At 72.5% G+C, this 25,366-nt stretch carries 12 protein-coding genes; 8 read left to right on the forward strand and 4 right to left on the reverse strand.

Going from position 1 to position 25,366, the window contains the following annotated elements; all coding sequences use genetic code 11:
- Positions 1-2: 2 nt before the first annotated feature.
- Positions 3-3,446: a non-ribosomal peptide synthetase gene (locus ACZ592_RS12280; RefSeq protein WP_471581458.1), complete on the reverse strand. Its 3,444-nt coding sequence runs from the start codon at positions 3,444-3,446 to the stop codon at positions 3-5.
- A 346-nt stretch (positions 3,447-3,792) separates the two neighbouring features.
- Between ACZ592_RS12280 and ACZ592_RS12285 the strand changes: the two genes are divergently transcribed.
- The gene (locus ACZ592_RS12285) at positions 3,793-4,569 is read left to right on the forward strand and encodes a thioesterase II family protein (protein WP_471581459.1); all 777 of its coding nucleotides are present in this window, start codon (positions 3,793-3,795) and stop codon (positions 4,567-4,569) included.
- 48 nt (positions 4,570-4,617) lie between these two features.
- Here ACZ592_RS12285 and ACZ592_RS12290 read toward each other — a convergent pair whose 3' ends face one another.
- Positions 4,618-5,316, reverse strand: coding sequence for a LuxR C-terminal-related transcriptional regulator (locus ACZ592_RS12290; protein ID WP_471581460.1), 699 nt, complete (start codon positions 5,314-5,316; stop codon positions 4,618-4,620).
- 493 nt (positions 5,317-5,809) lie between these two features.
- Positions 5,810-7,375, reverse strand: a complete 1,566-nt coding sequence (locus ACZ592_RS12295) for a class I SAM-dependent methyltransferase (RefSeq protein ID WP_471581461.1) — start codon at positions 7,373-7,375, stop codon at positions 5,810-5,812.
- A 363-nt stretch (positions 7,376-7,738) separates the two neighbouring features.
- Between ACZ592_RS12295 and ACZ592_RS12300 the strand changes: the two genes are divergently transcribed.
- On the forward strand, positions 7,739-8,533 hold the full coding sequence (locus tag ACZ592_RS12300; protein WP_471581462.1) for a YqcI/YcgG family protein: 795 nt from the start codon (positions 7,739-7,741) through the stop codon (positions 8,531-8,533).
- On the opposite strand, the gene ACZ592_RS12305 is transcribed toward ACZ592_RS12300, so the two are convergent.
- A complete protein-coding gene (locus ACZ592_RS12305; RefSeq protein ID WP_471581463.1) occupies positions 8,473-9,558 on the reverse strand; it encodes a cytochrome P450 in 1,086 nt (361 codons plus the stop codon). The two genes, ACZ592_RS12300 and ACZ592_RS12305, sit on opposite strands and share 61 nt — an antisense overlap.
- A gap of 516 nt (positions 9,559-10,074) precedes the next feature.
- On the opposite strand from ACZ592_RS12305, the gene ACZ592_RS12310 reads away from it, so the two are divergent.
- The 6 genes from ACZ592_RS12310 to ACZ592_RS12335 all read left to right on the forward strand — a co-directional run bounded on the left by ACZ592_RS12310 (position 10,075) and on the right by ACZ592_RS12335 (position 25,159).
- Positions 10,075-11,343 carry a cupin domain-containing protein gene (locus ACZ592_RS12310; RefSeq protein WP_471581464.1) on the forward strand — a complete coding sequence of 423 codons (1,269 nt, stop codon included), beginning with the start codon at positions 10,075-10,077 and terminating at the stop codon, positions 11,341-11,343.
- Between the two features lie 71 nt (positions 11,344-11,414).
- Positions 11,415-11,645 carry an MbtH family protein gene (locus ACZ592_RS12315; RefSeq protein ID WP_471581465.1) on the forward strand — a complete coding sequence of 77 codons (231 nt, stop codon included), beginning with the start codon at positions 11,415-11,417 and terminating at the stop codon, positions 11,643-11,645.
- On the forward strand, positions 11,642-14,779 hold the full coding sequence (locus ACZ592_RS12320; RefSeq protein ID WP_471581466.1) for a type I polyketide synthase: 3,138 nt from the start codon (positions 11,642-11,644) through the stop codon (positions 14,777-14,779). The genes ACZ592_RS12315 and ACZ592_RS12320 overlap by 4 nt, the downstream gene beginning before the upstream one ends.
- A gap of 74 nt (positions 14,780-14,853) precedes the next feature.
- The gene (locus ACZ592_RS12325) at positions 14,854-17,871 is read left to right on the forward strand and encodes a thioester reductase domain-containing protein (RefSeq protein WP_471581467.1); all 3,018 of its coding nucleotides are present in this window, start codon (positions 14,854-14,856) and stop codon (positions 17,869-17,871) included.
- Positions 17,868-23,666 carry an amino acid adenylation domain-containing protein gene (locus ACZ592_RS12330; protein ID WP_471581468.1) on the forward strand — a complete coding sequence of 1,933 codons (5,799 nt, stop codon included), beginning with the start codon at positions 17,868-17,870 and terminating at the stop codon, positions 23,664-23,666. Before ACZ592_RS12325 ends, ACZ592_RS12330 begins: the two co-directional genes overlap by 4 nt.
- Positions 23,663-25,159: an amino acid adenylation domain-containing protein gene (locus tag ACZ592_RS12335; protein WP_471581469.1), complete on the forward strand. Its 1,497-nt coding sequence runs from the start codon at positions 23,663-23,665 to the stop codon at positions 25,157-25,159. Before ACZ592_RS12330 ends, ACZ592_RS12335 begins: the two co-directional genes overlap by 4 nt.
- Positions 25,160-25,366 lie beyond the last annotated feature (207 nt).

Raw genomic sequence — 25,366 nt, forward strand, 5'->3', positions numbered from 1 at the left:
CATCACGTCCTCTCACCGGGGACCCGGTGGGTCCCGGCCGTGCCCGCCGCTCCTCGTGTCCCGCGCTGTTTGCGGCGTCGGGCCCGGGCCCGTACGCGTTCCAGCTCGGGATCCCCCGCACTGCCCGGATCCCGGGAGAGATGGGCCGCGAGCGCGGCCACGGTGGGGTGGTCGTACAGCTCCACCAGGGGGATGTCCCGGCCCAGGCGGCGTTTGTACAAGTTCTGCGCGCGCACGAGCAGCAGTGAGTGCCCGCCCACGTCGAAGAAGTTGTGCCGGGTGCCGATGTCGGTCCGGCCGAGCAGTTCGGTCCACACGGCGGCGACCTCGCGTTCGAGGTCGCTCTCGGGGCGGACCACGGTGACGGCGGGTGCGGGGGCCGGCTCCAGGGCGAGCAGGGCGGCGCGGTCCGTCTTGCCCGCGGCGGTCAGCGGCAGCGCGGGCAGCAGGCGCAGTTCGCCGGGCACCGCGTAGTGCGGAAGGCGGGCCGCGAGCCACTCGCGCAACACCGCCTCGCTCACGTCCTGTTCGGGCACGCACCACGCCGCGAGCAGGCCCCCGCCCGCTCCGCCCGTTTCGCCCGTTCCCGAGGGGCGTACCAGGGCCACGGCCTGGCGTACGGCGGGGTGGGCGGCAAGGGCCGCCTCCACCTCGCCCAGTTCGATGCGGAAGCCGCGGACCTTGACCTGGCTGTCGGCGCGGCCGATGAACTCGATGCGCCCGTCGTCGCGGTAGCGGGCCAGATCCCCGGTCCGGTAGAGGCGGCCCCCGGGCTCGGCGGCGAACGGATCGGGCACGAACGCCTGGGCGGTGCGCGCCGGGTCGTTCAGGTAACCCCGGGCCAGCGGCATGCCGCCGATGTGGATCTCACCCACCACGCCCACCGGGACGGGCCGCAGAGAGGGATCGAGCACGTACAGACGGGCGTTGGGGTTGGGCCTGCCGAGGGTGACGACCGCGCCGTCCTCGTCCTCGTCGAAGACCTGGCAGCTGATCCCGATGGTCGTCTCCGCAGGTCCGTAGCCGTGGTACATGGTGGCGTCGAGACGCTCGCGAAAGCGCCGGTAGAGCGCGGGCGTCAGAGCCTCGCCGCCGCACCACAGGTGCCGGATCGAGCGGGCGGACCGGGAGATGTCGTCGCGTTCCAGGAGGACCTCGAGCATCGAGGCGACGATGTAGAGGAACGTGACCCTTTCCCGCTCGATCAGACCGGCCAGATACCCCACGTCGCCATGCGCGCCGGGGTCCGCCAGGACGAGTCGGGCGCCGTTGACCAGAGGCAGGAAGATCTCGTTGACGGAGATGTCGAAGCCCATGGGCGCCTTGTGCAGGACGCGGTCGTCGCCGGTCATGCCGAGGAGCGCGGACTGCCACACCAGGCGGTTGGAGATGGCCTGGTGACGGATCATCACGCCCTTGGGGACGCCTGTCGAACCGGAGGTGTGGATGACGTAGGCGATGTTCTCCATCGCCGGCTCGCGGCCGGGGGCATCCGGCCCGCCGACCGGCGTCAGGGGCTGCGCCAGGTCCAGCACGGGCACGTCCAGCGGGGGCGGCGCCGCGGTGTGCCGGCCGTCCGTGAGCACGAGCAGGGGGCCGCTCGCCGCCACCACGGACCGCAGCCGCAGGGCGGGCCAGTCCGGTTCCAGCGGCATGAACGCGCCGCCGGCCTTGAGCACCGCTAGGAGCACCACCACCAGCGAGGGCGTGCGCACCAGATGCACACCCACGATGCGCTCGGGGCCCACTCCTTCGGCCCGCAGGTGAGCGGCCAGCTCATCGGCCTGTACATCCAGTTCGCGGTACGTGAGCGTGGTGCTCCCCGCGGCGACGGCGACCAGGTCCGGGGTGCGTGCGGCCTGTTCCTCCACCAGCCGGTGCAGCGGTCGCGTCTCGGCGGGGTCGTCGCCGGAACGGCTCCATTCGGTCAGCGCCCTGCGCTCCTCGGCTTCCGTGAGGAGCCTCAGGTCGCCGAGCGGCACGTCGGGGCGAGTGGCCGCGTCCCGCACGAACGTCACAAGGTGCCCCAGCATGCGTTCCAGGGCGGTCGCCGAGAAGAGATCGGCGCGGCCGGTGAGCCCGAAGGCGAGCCCTTCGGAGGACTCCCGCACTTCGAGGACGAGCGGGAAGCGGGCGGTGCCGTTGTGGTGCGGGTGCTCCGCGAACGTGACGGTGGGGGTCACCACCCGGCGGGGCCGTGCGGTGACGAAGGAGAACACCGCGTCGAACAGCGGGGCCTGGCCGACCGCGTCGGCCGGCCGCAGCGCCTCGACGACGCGGTCGAAGGGGACGTCCTGGTGCGCGAAGGCGTCGGCGCAGGTGTCGCGGGTACGGCTCAGGAGCTCGCGGAAGGAGGCGGCGCCCGCGAGGTCGGTGCGCAGCACGACGGTGTTGCCGAAGTTGCCGACGACGTCCTCGAACTCGGTCCGGCCGCGGTTGACGACGGGTGAGCCGACGGCGATGTCGCTCTCGCCGCTCCACCGGTGCAGGACCGCCTGGTAGGCGGCGAGCAGCGCGGTGTGCAGCGTCGCGCCGCTCGTGCGGGCGAGTTCGCGCAGGGCACGACTGTCCTCGGCGCCGAGCAGGGTGTCGCACCGGATGCCGTCCGTGCCGACGGGCCCGGCCGCGTCGGTGCCGTCGGTGCGGGGGTGGTCGGCGGGCAGGGCGAGGGGAGCGGTCCTGCGGCCCAACCTGCTTTTCCAGTAATCCAGTTGACGGCCCCAGGTGCCGTCGTCGAGCCGGGCCCTCTCCCACCGGGCGAAGTCGGCGTACTGCACGGACGGGCGGTCCGGCAGCGAACCCCCGGTGCCGCTCGCGACGGCGTAGCGGGCCGCGAGTTCGTCCAGGACACGTCCCCAGGAGGTGTCGTCGAAGGCGATGTGGTGGACCGTCATGGTGAGCAGGTGGTCGGTCGGCGTGAAGCGGAAGAGCCGCAGGCGCAGCGGCGTCTCCTCGTCGAGACGGAAGGCCCGGCGCCCCTCCTTCTCGATGGCGCGTTCCGCCGCGAGCGCACGCTCACCTTCGGGCAGGGCGCCCAACTCGCTCACGTGCAGCGGGACCGTCTGCCGCGGGGGCAGGACTTCCCGCGCCGGCGCCCCGTCGTCGCCGACCGGGTAACGGGTGCGCAGGATCTCGTGGGCGGCCAGCAAGCCGGTGACGGCTTCGGCCAGCGCGACAGGGGCGAGGTCACCGGTCAGGCGTATGCCGCCGCACAGGTTGTAGGCGATGTCGTCCGGCCGCAGGTGCCGCAGGAACCACATGCGCTCCTCGGCGGCGGTCAGCGGCGCGGGCACCGGTACGTCGGTGCCGTCCCCGGGCTCGTGGGCCGCGATGGGCACGTAGGCCGAATCCGGCCGCCGCAGTCCCGCCTCGGCCAGCATCAGCCGGGTGAGTTCGCGCCTTTGCTCCTCGGGGGATATCTGGGTCCGGTCCTCGGTACTCGTCACTGCGCGGATCCCCTGTTTTCTCTCTTCGGGACAGCGGTCCTGGTGCCCTGATAGGGATTCCCGGAATTCCCGGAATCGTGGTTCTCCGATGGCGTCGGTAACCCTCTCCATCGGCCCGGGCCGAACGTAGCAGCGGGGTGTGCGGACGTCGTCCAACTCCGGTAGCCATCGGCGTCTCCAACCGTGGTTCCGCCTCGCCTGCCACTGTCTCGGCTCCCTTGTCGAAACCCTGGCCCATATGTACGATCGCGGCTCCCCAGGCCCCCGGTAATTAACCGGAGAGTGCCGGGCGAAAGGCGATGCCCCTTTGCTGCGCCACGGGCAAAAGACATGCGGGAGAAGGAGCATGACGGCCGAGATGACAGGTTCCGAGCGATGGCTGCGCCGGCACCCCGCGCAGCCGGGCGCCCCGCGCCTGGTGTGCTTTCCGCACGCCGGCGGCGGCGCCAGTTCCTACCAGGGGTGGGCGCGGGAACTCGCACCCCGGGTGGAGGTTCTCGCGGTGCGGTATCCGGGACGCGAGGACCGGTTCGACGAGCCGCCCGCGTCGAGTGTCGAAGCGCTCGCGGACGAGATCACCGCGGCGCTGGCGGCGACCGCGCAGGAGCCGTTGGTGCTGTTCGGGCACAGCATGGGGGCCGCCGTCGCCTTCGAGGTGGCCCGACGGGTCGAGAGGACCTGTCCGGGCGGGCTTGCCCGCCTGTGCGTGTCGGGGCGGCCGGCACCGCACGCGGCCCCCTCGTCGGCGGTCCACCTCTTGTCGGACGAGGCCCTCGTCGAGGACCTGCGCGCGATGGAGGGCACGTCGGACTCCGTCCTCGACAGCGCCGATTTCCGGTCGTTGTTCCTGCCCACCATCAGGGACGACTACCGGCTGATCGAGACCTACCGGCCGGACCCGCGGGCTCGGATATCCGCCCCGGTCTCGACCTTCTGCGGCACGGACGACCCGCATGTCCGCCCCGGGGAAATGCTGCGCTGGACCGAGGTCAGCGACGGGAAGTTCGACTCGCGGGTCTATTCCGGCGGGCACTTCTACCTGCACGAACGGCTTCCCGAAGTGGTCGCCGACGTGGCCCGGATGCTGGGCGTGGCCCAGGGGCGCGCAGTTCGTTCGGCGTAGCCGGGGTGGGGCGCCCGCATCCGGGCGCCCCACTCGGCCAAGACGCCGTCAGGCGGTGGAGCGGGGATCCGCCACGGTGCCCGCGACGCCCATCTCGTAGGCGAGGATCACCGCGTCGACCCGGTTGCGCAGGGCCAGCTTGCGGCAGATGCGGTTGAAGTGCGACTTGACGGTCGCCTCCGAGAGCACCAGCACGTCCGCGATCTGCTGGTTGGTGAGCCCCTGCGCGACGAGTTGGAAGATCTGCAGCTCGCGGGGGGTGAGGAGGGTGAGTTCACCGGACGGCCTGAGCGCGGCGGGCCGGTGGGTGCAGCGCAGCGCCTTGAGCACCTGGCCCACGATGCCCGGACTCATGGCGGCGCCGCCCCGGGCGACGTCCCGTACGCCGGAGACGATCTCCGAGGACTCCCTCTTGAAGAGGAAGCCGCGCACGCCCGCGCGGGCGGCGCCGAGCACGCGCCCGTCGGCCAGGCCGCCCTCGGAGGCCAGGAGCACCACTCCGGTACTGCCGTCGAGGCGCTCCCCGACCAGCCGGCGGACCACGTCGAGCACGTCGGGACCGGGGAGGTCGGCGTCCATGAGCACCATGTCCGGCCGGTGGGTGCTCGCCAGGGCCAGCAGGGAGGTCCCGTTGGCCGCCTCGCCCTGGACCCGGAACGCCGGGTCGCTCTCGAAGAGCGCCCGCAGCCCGCGGCGCACCAACGGCTGCTCGTCACCGAGCAGAAGCCTTATGTGGCTGTTCCGCACGCCAGGTCTGGGCCGCGGTGACATCGCTTCCTCCCGACCGTCCACGGCTCGAATCGCAGTCACGCCCCGCATTACCAGTCCCCCATCAGACGAGTCATCACATCCGCCGGTGCGCCTGCCACGCACGGAACAGCATGGGCTGTTATGAGCCACAGCCTATGTGAGCCTTACACAAATTTGACGGAATCCTATCTTCCGCTTTTAGGTTGGCGTGATTTTCCCTCCCGCAAGGGCGACAAGAGTCTCCGGCGGAGCCGCCACTTCCGCGCCAGTGACGAGCTCGCGCACTTTTTACAATATGAAAACTGTTATCACTGCGGATTGCGCCTACTCTTATTCAGCCACCGCCCCTTCTTCCTTACCGACACCACATGCCGGACCAACCCGTGCATACAGCAAGGAATTTGACCGAGCGGCTGTTATTCCGTGACTCCGGCCGAACAGGCCCAGGCGCCGGTTTACACGTGATGACGGTCACGTCGCGGTGGCCTGATCACGCCCACTGGATCGAGCGCAAAATCTCCTCGTGACGCCCGACGGCCTCGGCGCCCTCGTCGCCGTCCGCGCCCGGCAGCGACTCCAGGAGCACGAAGCGCCCCGGCATCACGGACTCGGCCCCCTGCGCGCGCACATGGGCCCGCAGTTTGATCGGGCTCAGGTTCTCCACCCGCCCGTACCAGGGCCGGTTGACGGGCCGTCGCGGTGGCGCCGGCTCGTCGGGGAAGCGGACCTCAGGGGTCTTTGACGCCTCGTCGATGCGCACCAGGCTCACGTCGAAGGCCCCGTCGGGCAGGGACCGGGCCCAGCTGAGACGGACGGCATAGGGCAGTTCGTCGCCGAGGGCCCAGATCTCCTCCGGATCGACGCCGCTGCCGGCTGCGGCGCGCGCCCGGGCGAGCACCTCGCCCGCCACGGCGGGACGGTCGGGCCGCGCGAGCAGTTCGGCGGCCACATGGTCGGACAGGACGCGCGCGTTGGGCACGCCGAGCAGCCCGAGCACCGCCGGACGCTCGTCGTCAAGGTGGCGTCGCAGTTCGGCCGCGCCCCAGCGGTCCCGCTCCCACGGCTGCCACTCGGGCACGACGGCCTCGCCGGCGGGCAGGCGGTCGAGGCGGATCACGACGTCGTAGCGGAACCGGTTCATCTCGGTCCGGCGCGCTCCCCTGCGCAGCAGCACGGCCACGTGCGCGACGCGTGGCAGCCGGCCGACGAGGGCGGTGAAGTAGCACGGGTCGATGATGAGTTCGGTGCCCGTGCAGCAGCGCCGCTCGACGAGTGCCTGGACCTTCTCGCTCGGGGCACGCTCCGGGGCCCGGGACAGTTCGAGGCCCGCGCTGAACGCCCGGTTCAACGCCGCCGACCGCACGTCCCCGATGAAGAGGAAACCGCCCTCGTCCACCGCGTCGACGGCCTGGCGCACGACCCGCTCCAGGTACTCCTCGTCCGGGAAGTACTGCGACACCGAGTTCACCACGAACCCGTCGACGGAGCGCGGGGACACCGCCGAGAGGTCGTCGGCGGGCCCCTGGAACACCTCCACGCCGTCCGGCAGCCCGCCCGCGAACGAGCCGCGGATGCGCTCCACCGCACCGGCCGAGATGTCGCTGGCCAGATAGCGCTCGGTGCCGGGCGCGAGGCGGTGCAGCAACAGACCCGTGCCACAGCCCACTTCCAGGATGCGCCGGGCACCCAGGCCCTTGATCCGGGTCACCGTCCCGTCCAGCCAGGCACGCATGTCGTCCTCGCTGAGCTCACCCCCGGTGTAGCTGCTGAGCCAGCCCCGGATGTCGAAGGTCGGGTCGTCGGAAGCCGGTTGGGAGTAGACGTGGTCGTACACGCCCTGCCACTCGGCCACGTACTGCTGACCCAGGGCGGCCCCGTCGTCCGTGACGGCGTCGTTGCGGCGGGGGACCACATAGGCCGTACGCACCGGCACGCCGTCCGGCCCCTCCTCAGTCAGTACGACGGAGCGCTCGACACCGGGGTACGCGTCGAGGACGCGCTCGAGTTCCGCGGCGGCCGCGGCGGCTTCGGAGGTCCGCGCGTCGACAGCGGGCATGTGATTCTCCTTCTTCTGGAGGCTCGGAGGCAGCGCGATGTTTACTGGCATGCCGTCAGAAGTGTGCATTCCGGCGGTCGTCCGCCGGAATGCGAAAAGAGGGCTCGGATTCACCCGTAAGACCGTCACAGGGTGCCCCACATGCTATCGACCCCACGTGCCGACAGGAAGGTGATTGTCCGTCGGGCGGCGCAGTACATCCCACGGTTTACGCAACGGACCCTTCTTGCACACTCAGTTGCAGGGAGGAATGCCTACTCGGGTTGGAAGACCCGCGCCCGCGGCCACTGGTAGCGTCCTCGCCGATCGGTGCCCGGGGCCAGGGCAGCGCAAGTGAAGAGCTACCGTCGGGGTGATATTCACATGGCAGAGAACGTCATCGGCGAAATACCCGAGTGGGGATCCGAATGCGTTCGGGAATTGCAAGAGACGCTCCTGTCCAACACCTCCCCCTTCCCCTGCACTTTCGCGGTGTCGGGGACCAAGCGGGACAGTCTCCGCTTCGGCTTCGTGGCGTCCCTCGACGACCGGAGCAGCTGGAACACGCTCGGCGACACGCTCACCGAGTACCTGGCCGGCTACCGAGAACTGGGCCGTGAGACCTCGCTGATCGTGTTCTTCCGGCCGGACGGCCGCACGCGCACGATGGACGAGTACCAGGAGAAGTTCTGGTCGGTGCTCCAGCATCTGCACGACACGGACGAGAGCCCGTGGCCCGCGGAGGTACCGCGGGACACGGAGGACCCCTGGTGGGAGTTCAGCTTCGGCGGCACCCCGATCTTCGTGGTCTGCAACACCCCCGCGCACGTGCTGCGCCGCAGCCGGCACAGCCCTGTCTTCTTCATCACCTTCCAACCACGGTGGGTGTTCGAGGAGTTGGGTGCCGACACCCCGCCCGGGGCCGCCGCACGGCGCATCATCCGCAAGCGGCTCAGCCGCTACGACGCCGTCGAGGCGTCCCCGGAGCTGGGCTCGTACGGCGACCCGGACAACCGGGAGTGGCGACAGTACTTCCTGGCCGACGGGCCGCAGGGGGAGACGGCCGCGGCAGGCCGCTGCCCCCTCCGGTCCCGTGACGCCGAGCGCGTACCCGCGGGTCAGGCCACCGGGCTCGACAGCACCATGCGTTTGGATCCGAGAACGGTCGGCGACGTGTAGGGCACGGGCGGCTCGGCGAAGTGCAGTTCACCGCTGCGCTCGAGGAACATCCCCAGCGCGATCCGGGCCTCCATCCGGCCCAGCGGTGCGCCGATGCAGAAGTGGATGCCGTGGCCGAAGGAGAGGTGCGGGTTGGGGCTGCGGGTGATGTCGAAGGTCTCGGGATCGGCGAACTGCCGCTCGTCGTGGTTGGCCGAAAGCACCCAGGAGGCCACCATCACGTCGGCCGGGATGTCCACCCCGCCGAGCGTGGTGTCCCGCGTGGTCAGCCGGTACGCGAGCGGGGCGGGCGGGCTGTACCGCAGCACCTCCTCCAGCGCACCGGGGACGGCCGAGGGATCCTTGCGCAGTACGGCGAGGGCCGCCGGGTTGTCGTCGAGGCAGAGCAGACCGTTGCCGAGCAGCAGGGTGGTGCTGATGTGTCCGGCGAGCAGCATCATGAGCGTGATGGTGAACACCTCGCTCTCGCTGAGCCGTTCGCCGTCCACCTCGGCGGACACCAGCCTGCTGAGCACGTCGTCGGCCGGCCTGCGGCGCCGGTGGGCTGCGTGGTCGAGGATGTAGTCCTGCATCTCCAGGAGCAACGCGGCCATGTTTTCGGGCAGTTGCAGCCGCTCGGCGTCGACCGCGCCCGCGTCGTGGTTCGCGGTGACCAGGGCATCGGCCCAGCCGCGGAACATCGCGTGGTCGGCGGCGGGGACGCCGAGCAGTTCGGCGATGACGGTCACGGGCAGCGGGTTGAAGAACCCGGTCACCATGTCCACCTCGGCCCGGCCCGCCATGGCGTCGAGGAGCCCCGCGGTGATCTCGGTGATCTTGCTCTCGAGTGCGAGGACGGCCCGCGGGGTGAGTGCCTGGCCGACCAGCTTGCGCAGCTTGCCGTGGCGCGGAGGGTCGGTGACGCTCAGGTGCCCTTCCAGGAGATTCGGGACCGGGCGGCCCTCGGGTGTGGTCTCCCCCGTTCCCCCGCCGGCCGGGGCCAGTCTGCCGAAGTCCGATGAGAACGTCCGCGGGTCCTTCAGCATCTGCTGGGTCTCCGCGAAACCGAATACCTGACAGGAGCGAGTCGCCTCGTCCCAGAGCACTCGGTTCTCCCGACGGTTTCGGGCCAGCCACTCACGCAATACGCGCCCGCCTTCCTCACTTCCGGGCGGAGGGCCGGTCACGGTCTCGGTCATCGTTCCACTCCCCATTCGCGGCCGTGGTCGGGTACACAGATCGGCCCGCCCCGCCACCATAACCACGGGGGCGGCCGCTTGCCCAGGTTCCTCAACTGAGGGTCGTAGACAGGGTTTCCACCCCTGGTTGGACGACTCCCTTCACCACCCGTTGTTAGCTTCATATCCGCTCGAGGCCGCGTGCGAACAGTGCGCCACCATCGGCGCCGAAGAAAGGGAAAGAAACTCATGTCCCCTGTTTCGCGTATCAAGAGCGCCCCGGACGATCCCAATGGAATCGTCCGGCGATACGCAGCGAATTCACCTTTCCGCAGTGCGACGGCGGAAGAACTGGTCAACGACGACAATCCGTTCAGGCGTCCCGTGCGCCCGCACGACCTGGGTTTCCTCGACTACGGGACACCGCTGACCGCCGACCGGGCGCTGCGGCTGAGCGCCCTCCTCGGTCACCGGATGCTGCGCACGGTGCACGACGCCGACCTGCTCTTCGTGCCGGCCGGCGGTGCCGGTCACCCGAGCGCCGACGACGCCGAGGCGTTCCGCTCGGTGGACAACCGCGTCCTGGCGCTGCAGGCCGGTCAGGTCCTCGAGAACCACCTGTTCCACTGGCTGGGCGAGGAGCACACACCGCTGGAGGGCGGCCCCGATGCCCTCACCCGTCATGTGCAGGGCGTCCTGGAGGAGCGGCGGGCCCGCCCGGGCCGGGCTCTGGAGGTGGCACGGTCCTGCCGTGACCGCGCCGAGGCGGCGACGTACGCCCTGGTGCAGCTGACGGCGGCGCGCCCCGCGGCCCAGAGCGCCGTGAGCCGTGGCCTCCTCGGCGACTACGGCACCGCGCACCCGGCGCTGCGCGGGCTGCTCCTGGACGACCTCCGCGACCGCGCGGACCGCACGCCGCACTTCTCCGCGCTGCTGGCCGGTGCGGGTCTTTCCGCCGAGCCGTACGCCTACTGGCAGTTCCTGCTCGGCTCGTCGCTCGCCGGCGCCAACCACCTGCACTCGGTGGCGCGCGACCACGCGCGTCTCGGCGAGTTCCTGGGCGCCTGGGTCCACCACCGCCTCGACGAGGCCGTCACGGCGGCCGCGTACGGCGAGGTGTTCCAGGAGGCGTTCGGCGACGAAGGCGCCGGGTACTTCGGCGGTGCGCCCGAGCTGACCGGCGAGGGCCTGGCCGACCTGACCGGCTCACTCGTCGGCCCGCTCGTCGAGCGGTTCGGCGCCGACGCGGCGCTCTCCTTCCACCGGGGCTTCGAGGATGCGCGGCGGCTCGCCGCGGTGTCCGACGAGGACCTCGCCGTGCAACTGGACTGGGGCGACCGGCTCGACGAGTACAAGGTCAAGGCGGAGAAGCTCGACGCGCTGATCTCGGAGAGCGGCATCGAGGTCGACCTGGAGACGTTCGTGGAGTCCCATGAGGAGACCTCCACCACCCACGTGCACGACGACCACCGGCTGGTCGTCGTGGAGATCGGGCAGATGCACTTCTGGAACAACGTGGGCCGGATGATCCCCATGGAAGAGGGCGACAAGCTGCTCATCCCCGCCGAGCGGCTGCACGGCTCGATGGTCCGGTCGGGCACCTGCACCTACCACCAGCCCGTCATCTCCGAGGAACTGCTCGGCCAGGTCTGAGCCGGCCGCATCCGCCCCGCCCAGCACGCCGCTCCCAGGGCTGCCGCCCGGTACTTCACGAAGGACTCCCGGTGACACTTCCGGCAACAGACGAGCAGGACGGCAGCGCGTACCGCGTCGTCGTCAACGACGAGGAGCAGTACGCGCTGTGGCCCGCCGACCGGGCCGACCCGCCCGGCTGGAGCCACGAAGGCACCACGGGGTCCCGCGTGCGGTGCCTGCGCCGCATCGAAGAGGTGTGGACGGACATGCGCCCCGCCTCGCTGCGGCGCCTGATGGACGGGCGGGGGACGGCGCGGTGACCGCGGACACGAACCACGGCCCCCGGGAGCACGAAGGACAGGGCGTGCCCGCCGACGACCGGATCGCGGTCGTCGGCTTCTCCGGCCGCTACCCGGGAGCGTCCTCGCCCCAGGAGTTCTGGCGGCTGCTGCGCGACGGCAAGGAGGCGCACACCGAGTTCACCGAGGAGCAGCTGCGCGCGTCCGGGGTGCCGGACGCGCTCCTGGACGACCCCCGTCTGGTGCGCCGCCGCCCGGTCCTGGACGGCGTGGAGTACTTCGACGCCGCGTTCTTCGGCTGCACTCCGCGCGAGGCCGAGCTGATGGATCCCCAGCAGCGGCTGTTCCTGGAGTGCTCCTTCGAGGCGCTCCAGGGGGCCGGGTACGATCCGGCGGCCTTCGAGGGGTCCATCGGGGTGTTCGGCGGCGGCGGACCGACCTCGTACTGGCAGCGTCATCTGTCGGCGGACCCGGCCTATCTGCGGGATGTCGGCGAGTTCCAGGCGCTGCTGGGCAACGAGAAGGACTTCCTCGCCCCACGGGTCTCCTACCGTCTCGACCTGCGCGGACCGAGCATGAGCGTCCTCACGGGCTGTTCGTCGTCCCTGGTGGCGGTGCACCTGGCGGTGCAGAGCCTGCTGGGCGGCGAGAGCGACCTGGCCCTCGCGGGCGGCGTGACCGTGTACTTCCCGCAACGGGCCGGGTACGTGCACAACGAAGGCGGCGTCAACTCGCCCGACGGGCGCTGCCGGGCGTTCGCCGCCGACGCGAACGGCACCGTGCCGGGTGACGGCGCCGGCGTGGTGGCCCTCAAGCGCCTCACGGACGCGGTGGCGGACGGCGACCAGATCCTCGGTGTGCTCCTCGGCACGGCCGTCAACAACGACGGCGCGCACAAGGTGGGCTTCACGGCGCCGAGCGTCGGCGGTCAGGCCGAGGTCATCGCCGAGGCCCTGGCCGTCGCAGGCGCCGAGGCCGAGTCGATCTCCTACGTGGAGGCCCACGGCACGGGGACACCGCTGGGCGACCGGGTCGAGGTCGCCGCGCTGACCGAGGCGTTCGGCACGGAGAAGCTCGGCTACTGCACCCTCGGCTCCCTGAAGCCGAACATCGGCCACACGGACACCGCGGCCGGCGTGCTCGGCCTGATCAAGGTGCTGCTCGCGCTGCGTCACGAGGAGATCCCGCCGGTCGTCAACTGTGCGGTGCCGCACCCCGACATCGACTTCCCGAACACGCCCTTCCGCGTCAGCTCCCTGCCCACTCCGTGGCCCCGGGGCTCCGAGGCGCGCCGGGCGGGCATCAGTTCCTTCAGCGTGGGCGGCACCAACGCCCACATCGTCGTGGAGGAACCGCCGCTCCCGCTCACCTCCTCCGTCGAGTCCCGCCCCCGGCTGCTGGCGCTCTCCGCCCTCGGCGACGCTCCGCTGCAGCGTTCCGGTGCGGCGCTCGCGGACGCCCTGCGTGCCGGGGCGGCACCGGAGCTGGCCGACGTCGCGCACACCCTGCGGGTCGGCCGGCAGGACTTCCCCCACCGGATGGCGCTGGTGTGCCGGGACCGTGCGGAGGCGGTGGCCGCCCTGGACGGCACGGGCATCACCCCCGTCGCCGTCGGGCGCACCGACCCGTCGGGGCCCGCCCCCGACGTGGCGTTCCTCTTCCCCGGTCAGGGCAGCCAGCGTCTCGCCATGGGCCGCGGGCTCTACGAGACGCAGCCCGCCTACCGCGCCGTCGTCGACGAGTGCGCCGAGCTGCTCGCCCCCGACCTCGGCGAGGACCTGCGCGCGGCGCTGTTCCCCGCCCCCGGCGACGGCGACGCCCGCGACCTGGCGACCCGGCGTCTGACCGAGACGCGGCTCGCCCAGCCCGCCCTCTTCACGACGCAGTACGCCCTGGCCGAGCTGCTCGGCACCTGGGGCGTGCGCCCCGCGGCCCTGCTCGGGCACAGCATCGGCGAGTTCACCGCGGCCTGTCTGTCGGGAGTCCTCACGCTGCCCGACGCGCTGCGCATGGTCGCCCTGCGCGGCCGGCTGCTCCAGGACTGCCCGCCGGGCGCGATGGCCTCCCTGCCGCTGGCCGCCGAGCGGGTGCGTGTCCTGCTCGGCGACACGGACGAGGTGTCCGTCGCGGCGGTCAACGGTCCCGAGCAGACCGTCGTGTCGGGCCCCGTCGCGGCCGTCGACGAACTGACCGGGCGGCTCAGGGCCGACGGGCACACCGTCACCGCCCTGCGGACCTCGCACGCCTTCCACTCGGCCCTGACGTCCTCCGCCGTGGAACCGTTCACCGCGGCCCTGGCCGGAGTGCGGCTGAGCCCGCCGGACGTCCCGTACGTGTCGAACGTGACCGGCACCTGGATCACGCCGGAGCAGGCCACCGACCCCGCTTACTGGGGGCGGCAGTTGCGTGAGCCCGTGCTGTTCGGGGACGGGCTGCGCACCGTACGGGACGCACCCGGGCGCACGCTCCTCGAGGTCGGCGCGGGCAACACGCTGCGGGCCCTCGCCGGGCGCGGCCCCGGCAGTGTCCCGGTGGTCGCCACCCTCGGCACCGACCCGGACGCGCCCGACGCCACGCCCCTGTTCGAGGCGGTCGCCCAGCTCTGGGTGCGCGGCGTGCCGGTGGACCTCGGCGCGCTCGACGAGGACGGTCCCCGGCGCCGGGTGGCGCTGCCGACCTACCCCTTCGAGCGGCAGCGCTACTTCGTCGACGTCCCCGCCGGCGACTCGCCCGCCCCGGCCCCCCGCGCCGCCGCCCCCGCCGATCCCGTCGTGGACGAGGCGGACGAGGCTGCCGGACCCACCGTGGCGCCGCAGGAATCACGACTGACCCGGTACGAGCGGCCCGACCTGCCCAGCGTCTACACCGCGCCCCGTACTGCGCTGGAGGAGACGGTCGCGGAGGTCTGGCAGGACGTCATGGGCGTCACACCGGTCGGCGCGCACGACAACTTCTTCGACCTGGGCGGGCATTCGCTGCTCGCCGCACAGGTGGTCACGCGGCTCCAGGGCCTGCTGCCGGTCACCCTCACCGTGACCGACCTGCTCTCGCAGGCCCAGACCGTCGCCCAGATGGCCGAGGCCGTGGAGCGGCGCCTGCACGAGAAGCTGCTCGGCATGTCCGACGAGGACGCCGCACGGCTGCTCGGCGAGTGACGTCCGCACCGACCGGCCGCACCTCAGAACATCCCAGCGCCCGCCACCGGGCACGAGCGAAGGTTGACGCCCCCATGGTTCCACCCAGTCCCCTCGCGGGCGGCGCAGAGCTGTCCGCGACGAAGCAGCGGCTGATGGAGAAGTGGCTGACCGGCGGCGCGGGCCCGCAAGCGCCCCGGATCCCCCGCCGGGGCCTGCGCACGGCCGACCTCTCCTTCGCGCAGGAGCGCCTGTGGTTCCTCGCCCAGCTGCACCCGGAGAGCTCCTACCACCACATGGTGGAGGCGATCCGCGTGCGCGGCGCTCTCGACGTGGACGCCCTGAAGTACGCCCTGGAACAGGTCGTCCGGCGTCACGAGGCACTGCGCACCGTCTTCCACGTGCACGCGGGCGAGCCCCGTCAGGTCGTCCTCGCCGAGCAGTCCGTCGCCTTCGACGTGGACCCGCGGGTGCGGGGCGAGGAGGAGGCGGTCGAGCGGCTGCGTCAGGACTCCGACCGGCCCTTCGACCTCGCGCGGGGCCCGCTCATCCGGTTCCTCCTGACCCCGCTGGGCCCCGACGACCACGTCCTGATGGTGACCATGCACCACCTCGTCGGCGACGGCATGTCGATGGGCATCCTCTTCCGGGAGCTGTTCGCCTTCTACGCGGCCCGCACCGGGGAGACCGAGGCGCCCGCACTCCCCGAACTCCCGCTGAGCTACCCGGACTTCGCCCAGTGGCAGCGCGACCTGCTGCGCGGCCCCGAACTGGAGCGGCGTCTCGCCCACTGGAGCAGGGCGCTGCGCGAACCGCTGCCCACCCTGGACCGCCTCACCGACCGGCCCCGCCGCGGCCGCACCAGCCTGCGCGCCGTCAGCCGGGCCTTCACTCTCTCCGAGCCGGTGGCCACGCGGCTGCGCGCGCTGGCTCGCGAGCACCAGGCGACCCTGTTCATGACGCTGCTCGCCGGCTTCAACACCCTGGTGCACCTGCGCTCGGGCGACGAGGACATCGTCACCGGATCGGTGGTGCACGGCCGCGACCAGCCAGAGGTGGAGAACCTCATCGGCTTCTTCGCCAACACCCTGGCGCTGCGCTTCGACCTCCCCGCCGGGCTCACCTTCGCCCAAGTCCTCGCACGGGTGCGGGAGACCTGCCTGGAGGCGTACGCCCATCGCGACACCCCGATCGAGGTGGTCGCCGCCGAGCTGCGCCCGGGACGCAACGGAGGCGACAACCCGCTGTTCCAGGCGGCCGTGGTCGGCGAGAATCCCGCCGGGGCCGCGCGCATGGGCGATCTGGAGGTGGCTGCCTTCGACTTCGGGCTCGACACCTCCGAGTTCGACCTGGTGCTGCACTACTGGGAGACCGACGGGCGCGTCGAGGGCGGGGTGCGCGGCAGCGTCGACCTCTTCGACCCGGAGTCCGTGCACCGGTTCACCGCCGACCTGGAGCGGCTGTTCGCCGCCGTGCTCGACGCACCCGACCTGCCGGTGGCCGAACTCGGCTTCCTCGACGTGCCGTCGGAGCGGGCACCCGCGCCGTCCCCGACGGTGCGGGCCGACGTCCCGGCCGAGGCCTCGGTCCCGGCCGTGGAAGGCGACGCGGCGCTCACCCCCACCGAGCGGGAGGTCGCGGCCGTCTGGCGCGAGGTGCTCGGCCTGCGCGAGGTGGACCCGGACGAGGACTTCTTCGATGCGGGCGGGCATTCGCTGCGGGCCGTTCGCGTGCTGCTGCGGCTGCGTGAACGGCTCGGCGTGGACCTGCCCGTCCAGGTCTTCTTCGAAGCCCCCACGGTGACCGCGCTGGCCGCCGTGTTCGACAAGGCGCGCGCCGCCGGGGACACCGCCGCCCAGGAGGAGACCACGGCCGGCACGGAGGCGGCCGTCCTGCGCGCCGACGCCGTCCTTGCCGAGGACATCGTCTGCGCCGGCACACCCGTGGACCCGGAGCGCGTCGCCGCGCCGGAGCACCTGCTCCTCACCGGGGCCACCAGTTTCCTGGGCGCCCATCTGCTGGCCAGGCTGCTGCACGTGACGGGCGCACGCCTGCACGTCCTGGTGGACGCCGAGGGCCTCGGCGAGGCCGAGCGGTCCCTCGCCCGCGCCCTCGACCGCTTCGGTCTCGAGGTGCCGATGGAGCGGGTGACCGTCCTGGCCGGCAGCCTGCGCGAGCCACGGCTCGGCCTGTCACCGATGGCGTTCGCGCGTCTCGCGGGCACCGTCGACGCCATCCACCACGTCGGCTGCGAGGCCAACCTGGCTCAGCCGTACGGGCAGTTGAAGGCGGCCAACGCGGGTGGCACCACCGAGGTGCTGCGGCTCGCGGCGCGGGGCAGGACCAAGCCCGTGCACTACGTCTCGTCGCCCGGCGTGCTCTTCGCCCGCGACACCGAGCCGGGGATCCTGCGCCCGGACGGCAGGGTGCCCGCCGAAGCGGTGCTGCCCTCCGGGTACGTACGCAGCCGCTGGGTGGCCGAGGAGCTGGCCGACGAGGCCAGGCGGCGCGGCGTGCCGGTCTCCGTGTACCGGCCGGGGCGCCTCGGCGGCGACTCGGTCAGCGGCGGCGGGGACCCCGAATCGGCGTTCTGGCGGTTCATCGGCGCCTGCGTCCGGCTGGGCGCGGTGCCCGACTTCGGCGCGGACGCCGATTTCGACCTCGTACCCGTCGACTTCGCGACCGCCGCGCTCGCCGAACTCTCTCTGAACAAGGGGGCGTTGGGTGGTACCTACCACCTCGCCAACCCGGCGCGCACCCGGCTCGACGCCGTGGTGGCGCGGCTGCGCGCAGGCGGCTACCCGCTCGTGGAGACCGACCCGGACAGCTGGGCCCGGCTGGTGTCCAAGGACGTCCTGGACGCGGGCGGCGACGAGGGTTCCGTGCCGGTGGCCGCCCTCGGGGCCGCCTCGCACGGCATGCCCGGCTTCGGCAGCCTGCGGCTGGACGTCACCGGCACCCTCGACGCGCTCACCGGGACCGGGGTGAGCTGCCCGGTCGTGGACGGCCCGCTCCTGGACCGTTACGTGCACCACCTCATCGGCGCGGGACTGCTGCCGCCCGCGCCCACCGACCGCCCCACCCCGGACTCCCGATCGGAGAACACCGAATGAGCACCAGCCTCGCCCGTGACACCGGCGGTACGGTGCCGCGCGGTCCCCGACTTCCGCTGCTGCCGCAGCCGTTCGACCTCGCACGCGCCCACCACCCGGTGACCCTGAACCCCGGGCGGTGGCGCGGGATCACCCAGGGAGCGCGGGCCACGGGGCTCGACGCGACCGCCGTGCTGCGCACCGCCTTCACCGAGGCCGTCGGCCTGTGGTCACGGGAACCCCGGTTCGCGGTGCGGGAACGCTCGGCGGACGGCTGCCGGATCCTGGTGGCGGACACACTCGCGGACGGCACGTTCGCCGACCGCGCCGCCGCGCAGTCCCCGGCGGTCACCTGCTCGACGGGCGCCCAGGACCCGGCGGCCGGGATCACCGAGGCGGACCTCGATCCGCTGGTCGAGTTCGTCGACGCCGTGGACGGTGAACCGGTACCGGCACCCTCGGGCCCGGTCCCGGTCCTGACCCTGCGGGTGACGGCCGCGGACGGCGGCATCGACGCGGTCTGGGAGTACACGGCCGGCGCGCTGCCCGAGGACGTGGTGGCCGGCCTGGCCGAGTCCTGGCTCGGGCTGCTCGGCTCGCTGGCCGGGGGCCCCGCGGCCTGGACGGCGCCGGTCCCACCGGTGCGGCTGCCCGCGGCGCAGGAGAGGCAGCGCGAGGAGATCAACGCGACCGCGGCGCCCCTGCCCGAGGGGCTGCTGCAGCAGGCCGTGGCCCGGGCCGCCGAGCCCCGCCCCGGCCACATCGCGATCGTCTCGGGTGAACACCGGCTCACGTACGGTGAGTTGATGAGCCGGTCCCGGCGCATCGGACGGCGGCTCAGGGAACTGGGTGCCCGGCCCGGCGACCCGGTCGCGGTGTGCATGGAGCGGGGCTGGGAGCAGCCCGTCGGCCTGCTCGGCGCGCTGGAGTCCGGGGCCGCGTGGTTCCCCCTGGATCCCGGGCTGCCCGCGGAACGCCGGGAACAGCTGCTCGATGCGACCGGCGTACGCCTCGTCCTGACGCAGCGGAAGGTGGCCGGGCGGTGGCAGTGGCCGCAGGGCGTCACCGAGCTGGTGGTGGACGACGACACGCAGTGGGCGGACGTCGACGACGGCCCGCTGACGGCCGCGCAGGGCCCCGAGGACCCGGCGTATCTGCTGTTCACCTCGGGTTCCACCGGCACTCCCAAGGGCGTGGCGGTCCCGCACCGGGGCGCGCTGAACACGCTGATCCACGTGATCGAGCGGTACGGCGTGACGGAGCGGGACCGGGCCATCGGCCTGTCGGCGATGAGCTTCGACCTGTCGATCTGGGACATGCTCGGCACGCTGTGCGCCGGGGCCACGCTGGTCCTGCCGGACGCGGGCACCGACCGGGACCCCGGGCACTGGCTCGATCTGGTGCGCCGGGAGGGCGTCACCACCTGGGTGGGCGCCCCGGCCCTGTTCGAGCTGTTCTGCGAGCAGGTGGAGCGGGACCCCGAGCCGTGGGTCGACTCGCTGCGGCTGCTGATCATGGGCGGCGACTGGATCCCGCTGTCCCTGCCCGAGCGCGCCAGGGACATCGCGCCGGACGTCCGGTTCGTCGGACTCGGCGGCAACACCGAGGCGTCGATCCTCTCCAGTACGTACGACGTGGACGAGGTCGACCCGGCGTGGGCCAGCATCCCGTACGGCACTCCCCTGCCCAACCAGACCCTGCACGTGCTCGATGCGGCGCTGCGGTCCAGGCCCGTGGGCGTGCCCGGTGACCTGTACATCGGCGGGGCAGGGCTCGCGCTGGGCTACTGGCGGGACCCCGCGCGCACGGCCCGGTCGTTCCTCAGCCATCCGGTGACCGGTGAGCGGCTGTACCGCACCGGCGACGTGGCACGGTTCCTGGCGGACGGCAACGTGGAGCTCCTCGGCCGGGAGGACTTCCAGGTGAAGCTGGGCGGCTACCGGATCGAGCTGGGCGAGATCGAGACGGTGCTGCGCTCCCACCCGTCGGTCGGCACGGCGGCGGTCGTCGCACTGGCGCGCCAGGACGGCGAGTTGGGCAACCAGGCGCTCGCCGGGTACGTGTCCCCGTCCGCCGGGACACGTCCCTCGGCGGCGGAGCTGCGCGAGTACATCGCCGGGCGCCTGCCGCACTACATGGTGCCCGCGCACCTCCTCGTCATGGACGCGCTCCCGCTGTCCGCGCACGGGAAGGTGGACCGCGCGGCGCTGCCCCGGCCGGGCGCCGACAGCGCCGCCGGCTCCGGCGAGGACTCCGCGAGCGCGCCGCTCACCGAGCTGGAGGAGCTGGTGGCCGGCCTGTGGTCGGAGCTCCTGGGTGTGGACCGGGTGAGGGCGGACGACACCTTCTTCGAGCTGGGCGGCAACTCGCTGCTCGGGATCCGGGTGATGAACCGGCTGCGTGAGCGGCTCGGCATGGACCTGGACCCGCACAGCGTGTTCCGCCACCGCACGGTGGCCGAGCTGAGCCGGGCGATCGAGCGGGAACGGGACGGGGCCGGCGACGGCCCGGACGGCGCGGCGCTGCCGCCCGTGCTGCCCGACCCGGCCTCCGCGCACGAGCCGTTCCGGCTCACCGACCAGCAGCAGGCGTACTGCGTGGGCCGCACCGGGTCGCTGTCCTCCGGGAACGTCTCCGCGCACATGTACCTGGAGTTCGAGGGCGAGCACCTGGACGTGCCGCGGTTCTCGGCCGCCTGGCAGCGGGTGGTGGACCGGCATCCGATGCTGCGCGCGGTGGCGCTCCCGGAGACGATGACCCAGCAGGTCCTCGCGTCGGTCCCGCCGTACGAGATGCCGGTCGTCGATCTGCGGGACGCGGACGAGGACAAGGTGAGCCGGGGGCTCCAGGAGATCTACGAGCGTTACTCGCACGAGGTGCGCCCCGTGGACGTCTGGCCGCTCTTCGAGGTGGTGGTGGCCGAGCTGCCCGACGACCGGTTCCGGGTGCACTTCTCCATCGACGCGCTCTGCGCCGACTTCGCCAGCATCCGCGTCCTGTGGGACGACCTGACGCTGTTCTACGCGGATCCGGACGCGGACCCGGCACCGCCCGCCATGGCGTACCGGGACTACGTCCTGGCGACGTCGGACCTCTCCGGCACGGAGGCGCACCGACGCTCGGCGGAGTACTGGGAGCAGCGGCTGCCCGGCCTCGCGCCCGCGCCCCGGCTGCCCATGGTGCGCGCCCCGGAGTCGGTGGAGCACCCGCGGTTCGTCCGGCGGTCGGTGCGGCTGACGGCCGACCGCTGGCGGCGGGCCACCGACCGGGCCGCGGAGGCGGATCTGACCCCGGCCGGCCTGCTGCTCGCGGTGTACGCGGAGGCGCTGGCCCCTTGGGCGCAGGCGCCCCGGTTCACGCTCAACGTCACCAACCTCAACCGGCTGGGCGCGCACCCCGACGTCGACGCCACCGTCGGCGAGTTCGCCTCGTTCGCCCTGGTCGAGGTGGACGCCGCCGCGCCCGGCGACTTCACGGACCGGGCTCGGCGGGTGCAGGAGCAGTTGTGGAGCGACCTGAGCCATTCGTACGTCAGCGGAGTCCATCTGCTGCGCGAACTGATGCGGCTGCGGGGCGGGTTCGACGGGGCGCTGATGCCGATGGTGTTCACCAGCGCAGTACCGCTGAGCGGCGGCAAGAGCACGCTCCTGGACGGCCTGCTGCGGCAGACGGGCGGCATCACGCAGACCCCGCAGGTCTGGATGGACCTCCTGACCGAGGTGCAGGACGGCGACCTGGTGGTCAACTGGGACGTGAACGAGGCCCTGTTCGACCCGGAGATGGTGGACGCCGTGTTCGCCGGGCTGCGCTCGCTCCTGGAGCGGCTGGCCGACGACCCCGCCGCCTGGTCGGCGCCCGACCCCTTCGACCCGCCCGTACAACTGAGCCCCAATGGCCGGGCGTTCGGTGACGGCGGCCGTCGTACGCTGCCGCAGCGGCTCGTGCAGGACGCCTTCCTCGACCAGGTGGCCGAGCGCCCCGACCAGGTGGCGGTGGTCGCCGACGGCCGGACCCTGACCTACGCGGAACTGCACCGCGAGGCGTGCCGGGTGGCCGCGTGGCTCCGAGCCAACGGCGCCTCCAGGGACAGGCCCGTCGGCGTCGTACTGGACAAGGGGTGGGAGCAAGTCACTGCCGTGTACGGCGTGTTGTATGCGGGAGCGCCCTACCTGCCCGTCGACGCGGAGGCCTCGGCCGCACGCGTGACGGGCCTGCTCGACCAGGGTGGCGCGGACCTCGTGGTCACCCGGCGCGACCTCGCCCCCCTCGCGGGCGAACGGCGCACCCTGTGCCTGGACGCACTGCCGGAGGAGCTGCGGGCGGCGGACCCGGAGATGCCCGCGGCGTCGACCGCACCCTCCGATCTGGCCTACGTGCTGTTCACCTCCGGCTCGTCCGGGCGGCCCAAGGGCGTGATGGTCGAACACCGGGGCGTCGTCAACGCCCTGCGCGAGACCGTCGAGACCTTCGCGATCGGCCCGGACGACCGCGCCCTCGCGCTGACCGCGCTGCACCACGACATGTCCGTGTTCGACCTCTTCGGCGTGCTCGGCGCGGGCGGCACACTGGTGGTGCCTCGGGCTTCGGAGCGGCGCGAGGCGGCGCACTGGGAGCGGCTCATGGGCCGGCACGGCGTGACCGTCTGGAACTCGGTGCCCGCGATGATGGAGATGCTGGTGGAGCATCTCGGGCCGCGGAACGGCCCGTTGGACACGGTGCGGCTCGCGTTCATGGGCGGCGACTGGCTGAACGTGGCCACGGTGCGCCGGCTCTCCGAGCAGGCGGGCGTGCGGGTGGTGAGCGTGGGCGGGCCCACCGAGACCACACTGTGGAACATCTGGCACCCCGTGGACGGAATTGACCCCGAGCGGCGGAGCATCCCGTACGGCACGCCCATCGCCAACACCCGCTACCGCATCCTCGACGAACGCATGCGGGACCGCCCGGTGTGGGCGACCGGCGAGATGTACTGCTCCGGGGCCGGCGTGGCGCGCGGCTACTGGAACGATCCGGAGCGGACCGCGGCCTCATTCGTGACGCACCCGCGGACCGGCGAACGTCTCTACCGAACCGGCGACTTGGGACGCTTCCTGCCCGACGGGAGCATCGAGTTCGTCGGACGGGCGGACTTCCAGATCAAGGTGAACGGGCACCGGATCGAGCCGGGCGAGGTGGAGGCGGCCCTGCTGACGCACCCCGGTGTCGTCGCGGCCGTGGTGATGGGACAGCGGCGCACGGAACGGGCCGGCCACCGGGGCCTGACCGGATACGTCGTGCCGGGCACCGGGACCACCGCCGTCACGGACGCCGCCCTGCGGGAACACCTGCGGGCCGCGCTCCCCGAGCACATGATTCCTTCGGTGTTCGTGACGCTGGACGCGCTGCCGCTGAACGCCAACGGCAAGGTGGACCGGCCGGCGCTCCCCGAACCCCGCCCGGAGCTCTCGGGGGCCACCGGGGACGCCCCTCGGTCGGCCGTCGCCGAGGTGTGCGCACAGGTGTGGGCACAGGTGCTCGACGTGGAGACGGTCGGCGAGCGGGACAACTTCTTCGCCCTCGGCGGAGACTCCGTCCTCGCCACCCGGATCGTGACCCGGCTGCGCCAGGTGTTCGCCTCGGACGCGGTGTCGCTGCGTACCGTGTTCCTGTCGCCGACGGTGGCCGGCCTGGCGGACGGCGTGATCGCCCTGGAGGAGACGCCGGGGCAGGCCGAGGCCATGGCCGGCGTACACCTGCGGGTCGCGCGGATGTCGCCGGAGGAGGTCGCGCGTGAGCTGTCGGCCCGCCGTGCCGCGGCCGGACAGGGCGCGGCGTGAGCGCGGGTACGGCGCGCCGCCCGCGCCTGCACGAACTGGTGGCCCGCCAGGCCGCGTTGACGCCGGACGCCGAGGCCGTCGTGAGCGGCAGGGAGCGTCTGACCTACCAGGAGCTGGAGGAGGCGGCGCAGCTCCTCGCCGGACACCTGCGTGAGCTGGGCGCGGGTCCGGAGAGCCTGGTCGGCATCTGCCTGGGCCGTTCGCCGTGGATGGTGGTGGCGATGCTCGCGGTCCTGAAGGCGGAGGCCGCCTACGTGCCCATCGACCCCGCGTTCCCCCTGGAGCGGCGGGAGTTCATCCTGCGGGACAGCGGCGCGGAGCTGATCGTCACCGAGGAGGCACTGCGGGACAAGTGGCCCGGCCCGCCGGGCACGATGGTCTCGCTCGACCGCGACTGGGACCGCATCGCCGCGGCCCCGCCGTGCGACGGGGCGGGCACGGGCGGGGACGGGCAACTGGCGTACGTGCTCTACACCTCGGGTTCCACCGGGCGCCCCAAGGGCGTCGCGGTGGAGCACCGCAGCGCGGCGGCGTTCCTGGACTGGGCGCTCGAGTGCTTCTCCGCGGACGAGCTGCGGTACACCCTGGCGTCCACGTCGATGTGTTTCGACCTGTCGGTCTTCGAGTTCTTCGCGCCGCTGGCCGCAGGCGGCACGGTGGTTCTCGCGGAGACGGTGTTCCACCTTCCGGCGGCCGCCGCGGACCGTCCGGTGACACTGGTGAACACCGTGCCCAGCCTGCTCCTGGACCTGCTGCCCTCCGGCCCCCTGCCCGCGTCGGTGGTGACGGTCAATCTGGCCGGCGAGGCGCTGCCCGCCTCGCTGGTACGCCAGTTGTACGCGACGGGCACGGTAGCGCGCGTCTACAACCTGTACGGCCCCTCCGAGGACACCACGTACTCGACCTGGAGCCTGGTCGGGCGGGACACGGAGAAGCCCTTGATCGGCCGTCCCGTCACGGGCACCACCGCGTACGTCCTCGACCCCCGGGGCCGGCCGGTGGCGGACGGTGAGGCCGGGGAGCTGCATCTGGGCGGCGACGGCCTGGCGCGGGGGTACTTGGGGCGGCCCGCCCTGACGGCGGAGCGATTCGTCCCGGACCCGTTCTCCGGCCGCCCCGGCGCGCGGCTCTACCGGACGGGCGACCTCGCGCGGCGGCTGCCGGACGGCGAGCTCGACTATCTGGGACGCGCCGACCAGCAGGTGAAGGTGCGGGGCCTGCGCATCGAACCCGGTGAGATCGAGGGGGTGTTGATGGAGCACCCCGGCATCCGGCGCGCCGCGGTGCTCGCCAGGCCGGGCAGCGCGGACGAGACAGGCCTCGTCGCGTACGTGGTGGGCGGGGACGGCACCGACTTCACCTCGGTGCGGCAGTTCCTGCGGGACCGGCTGCCGCCCTACATGGTGCCCGGGCAGTTCGTGCCCGTGGAGTCCATCCCGCTGACGGTGACGGGGAAGGTCGACGCCGGGGCCCTGCCCGCGGCTGCCCCGTGACCGCGCGACGGCCTTCACAATTCCGACGCACCCCTGCGACCCAATTCCCTTCGGGGCACCCTTTATTGCCGCGGAAATCGAGTGCTACACTCACGCAACCATGCGCGGTAAGGCAAGCCTTACCCAGAATGGCGGCGCCGCTCCGGAATTGAGTCGGAAACGATTTTCAATGCACCGCGCACGGCCGGACGGCCCGCCGCACCACGT

It is taken from the genome of Streptomyces sp. NPDC040622, assembly GCF_055593965.1.

Coding starts and splice junctions, on each gene's coding strand:
- ACZ592_RS12285 (WP_471581459.1), top strand. CDS start 3,793: ATGACGGCCGAGATGACAGGTTCCGAGCGATGGCTGCGCCGGCACCCC.
- ACZ592_RS12295 (WP_471581461.1), bottom strand. CDS start 7,375: ATGCCCGCTGTCGACGCGCGGACCTCCGAAGCCGCCGCGGCCGCCGCG.
- ACZ592_RS12300 (WP_471581462.1), top strand. CDS start 7,739: ATGGCAGAGAACGTCATCGGCGAAATACCCGAGTGGGGATCCGAATGC.
- ACZ592_RS12305 (WP_471581463.1), bottom strand. CDS start 9,558: ATGCTGAAGGACCCGCGGACGTTCTCATCGGACTTCGGCAGACTGGCC.
- ACZ592_RS12325 (WP_471581467.1), top strand. CDS start 14,854: ATGGTTCCACCCAGTCCCCTCGCGGGCGGCGCAGAGCTGTCCGCGACG.
- ACZ592_RS12330 (WP_471581468.1), top strand. CDS start 17,868: ATGAGCACCAGCCTCGCCCGTGACACCGGCGGTACGGTGCCGCGCGGT.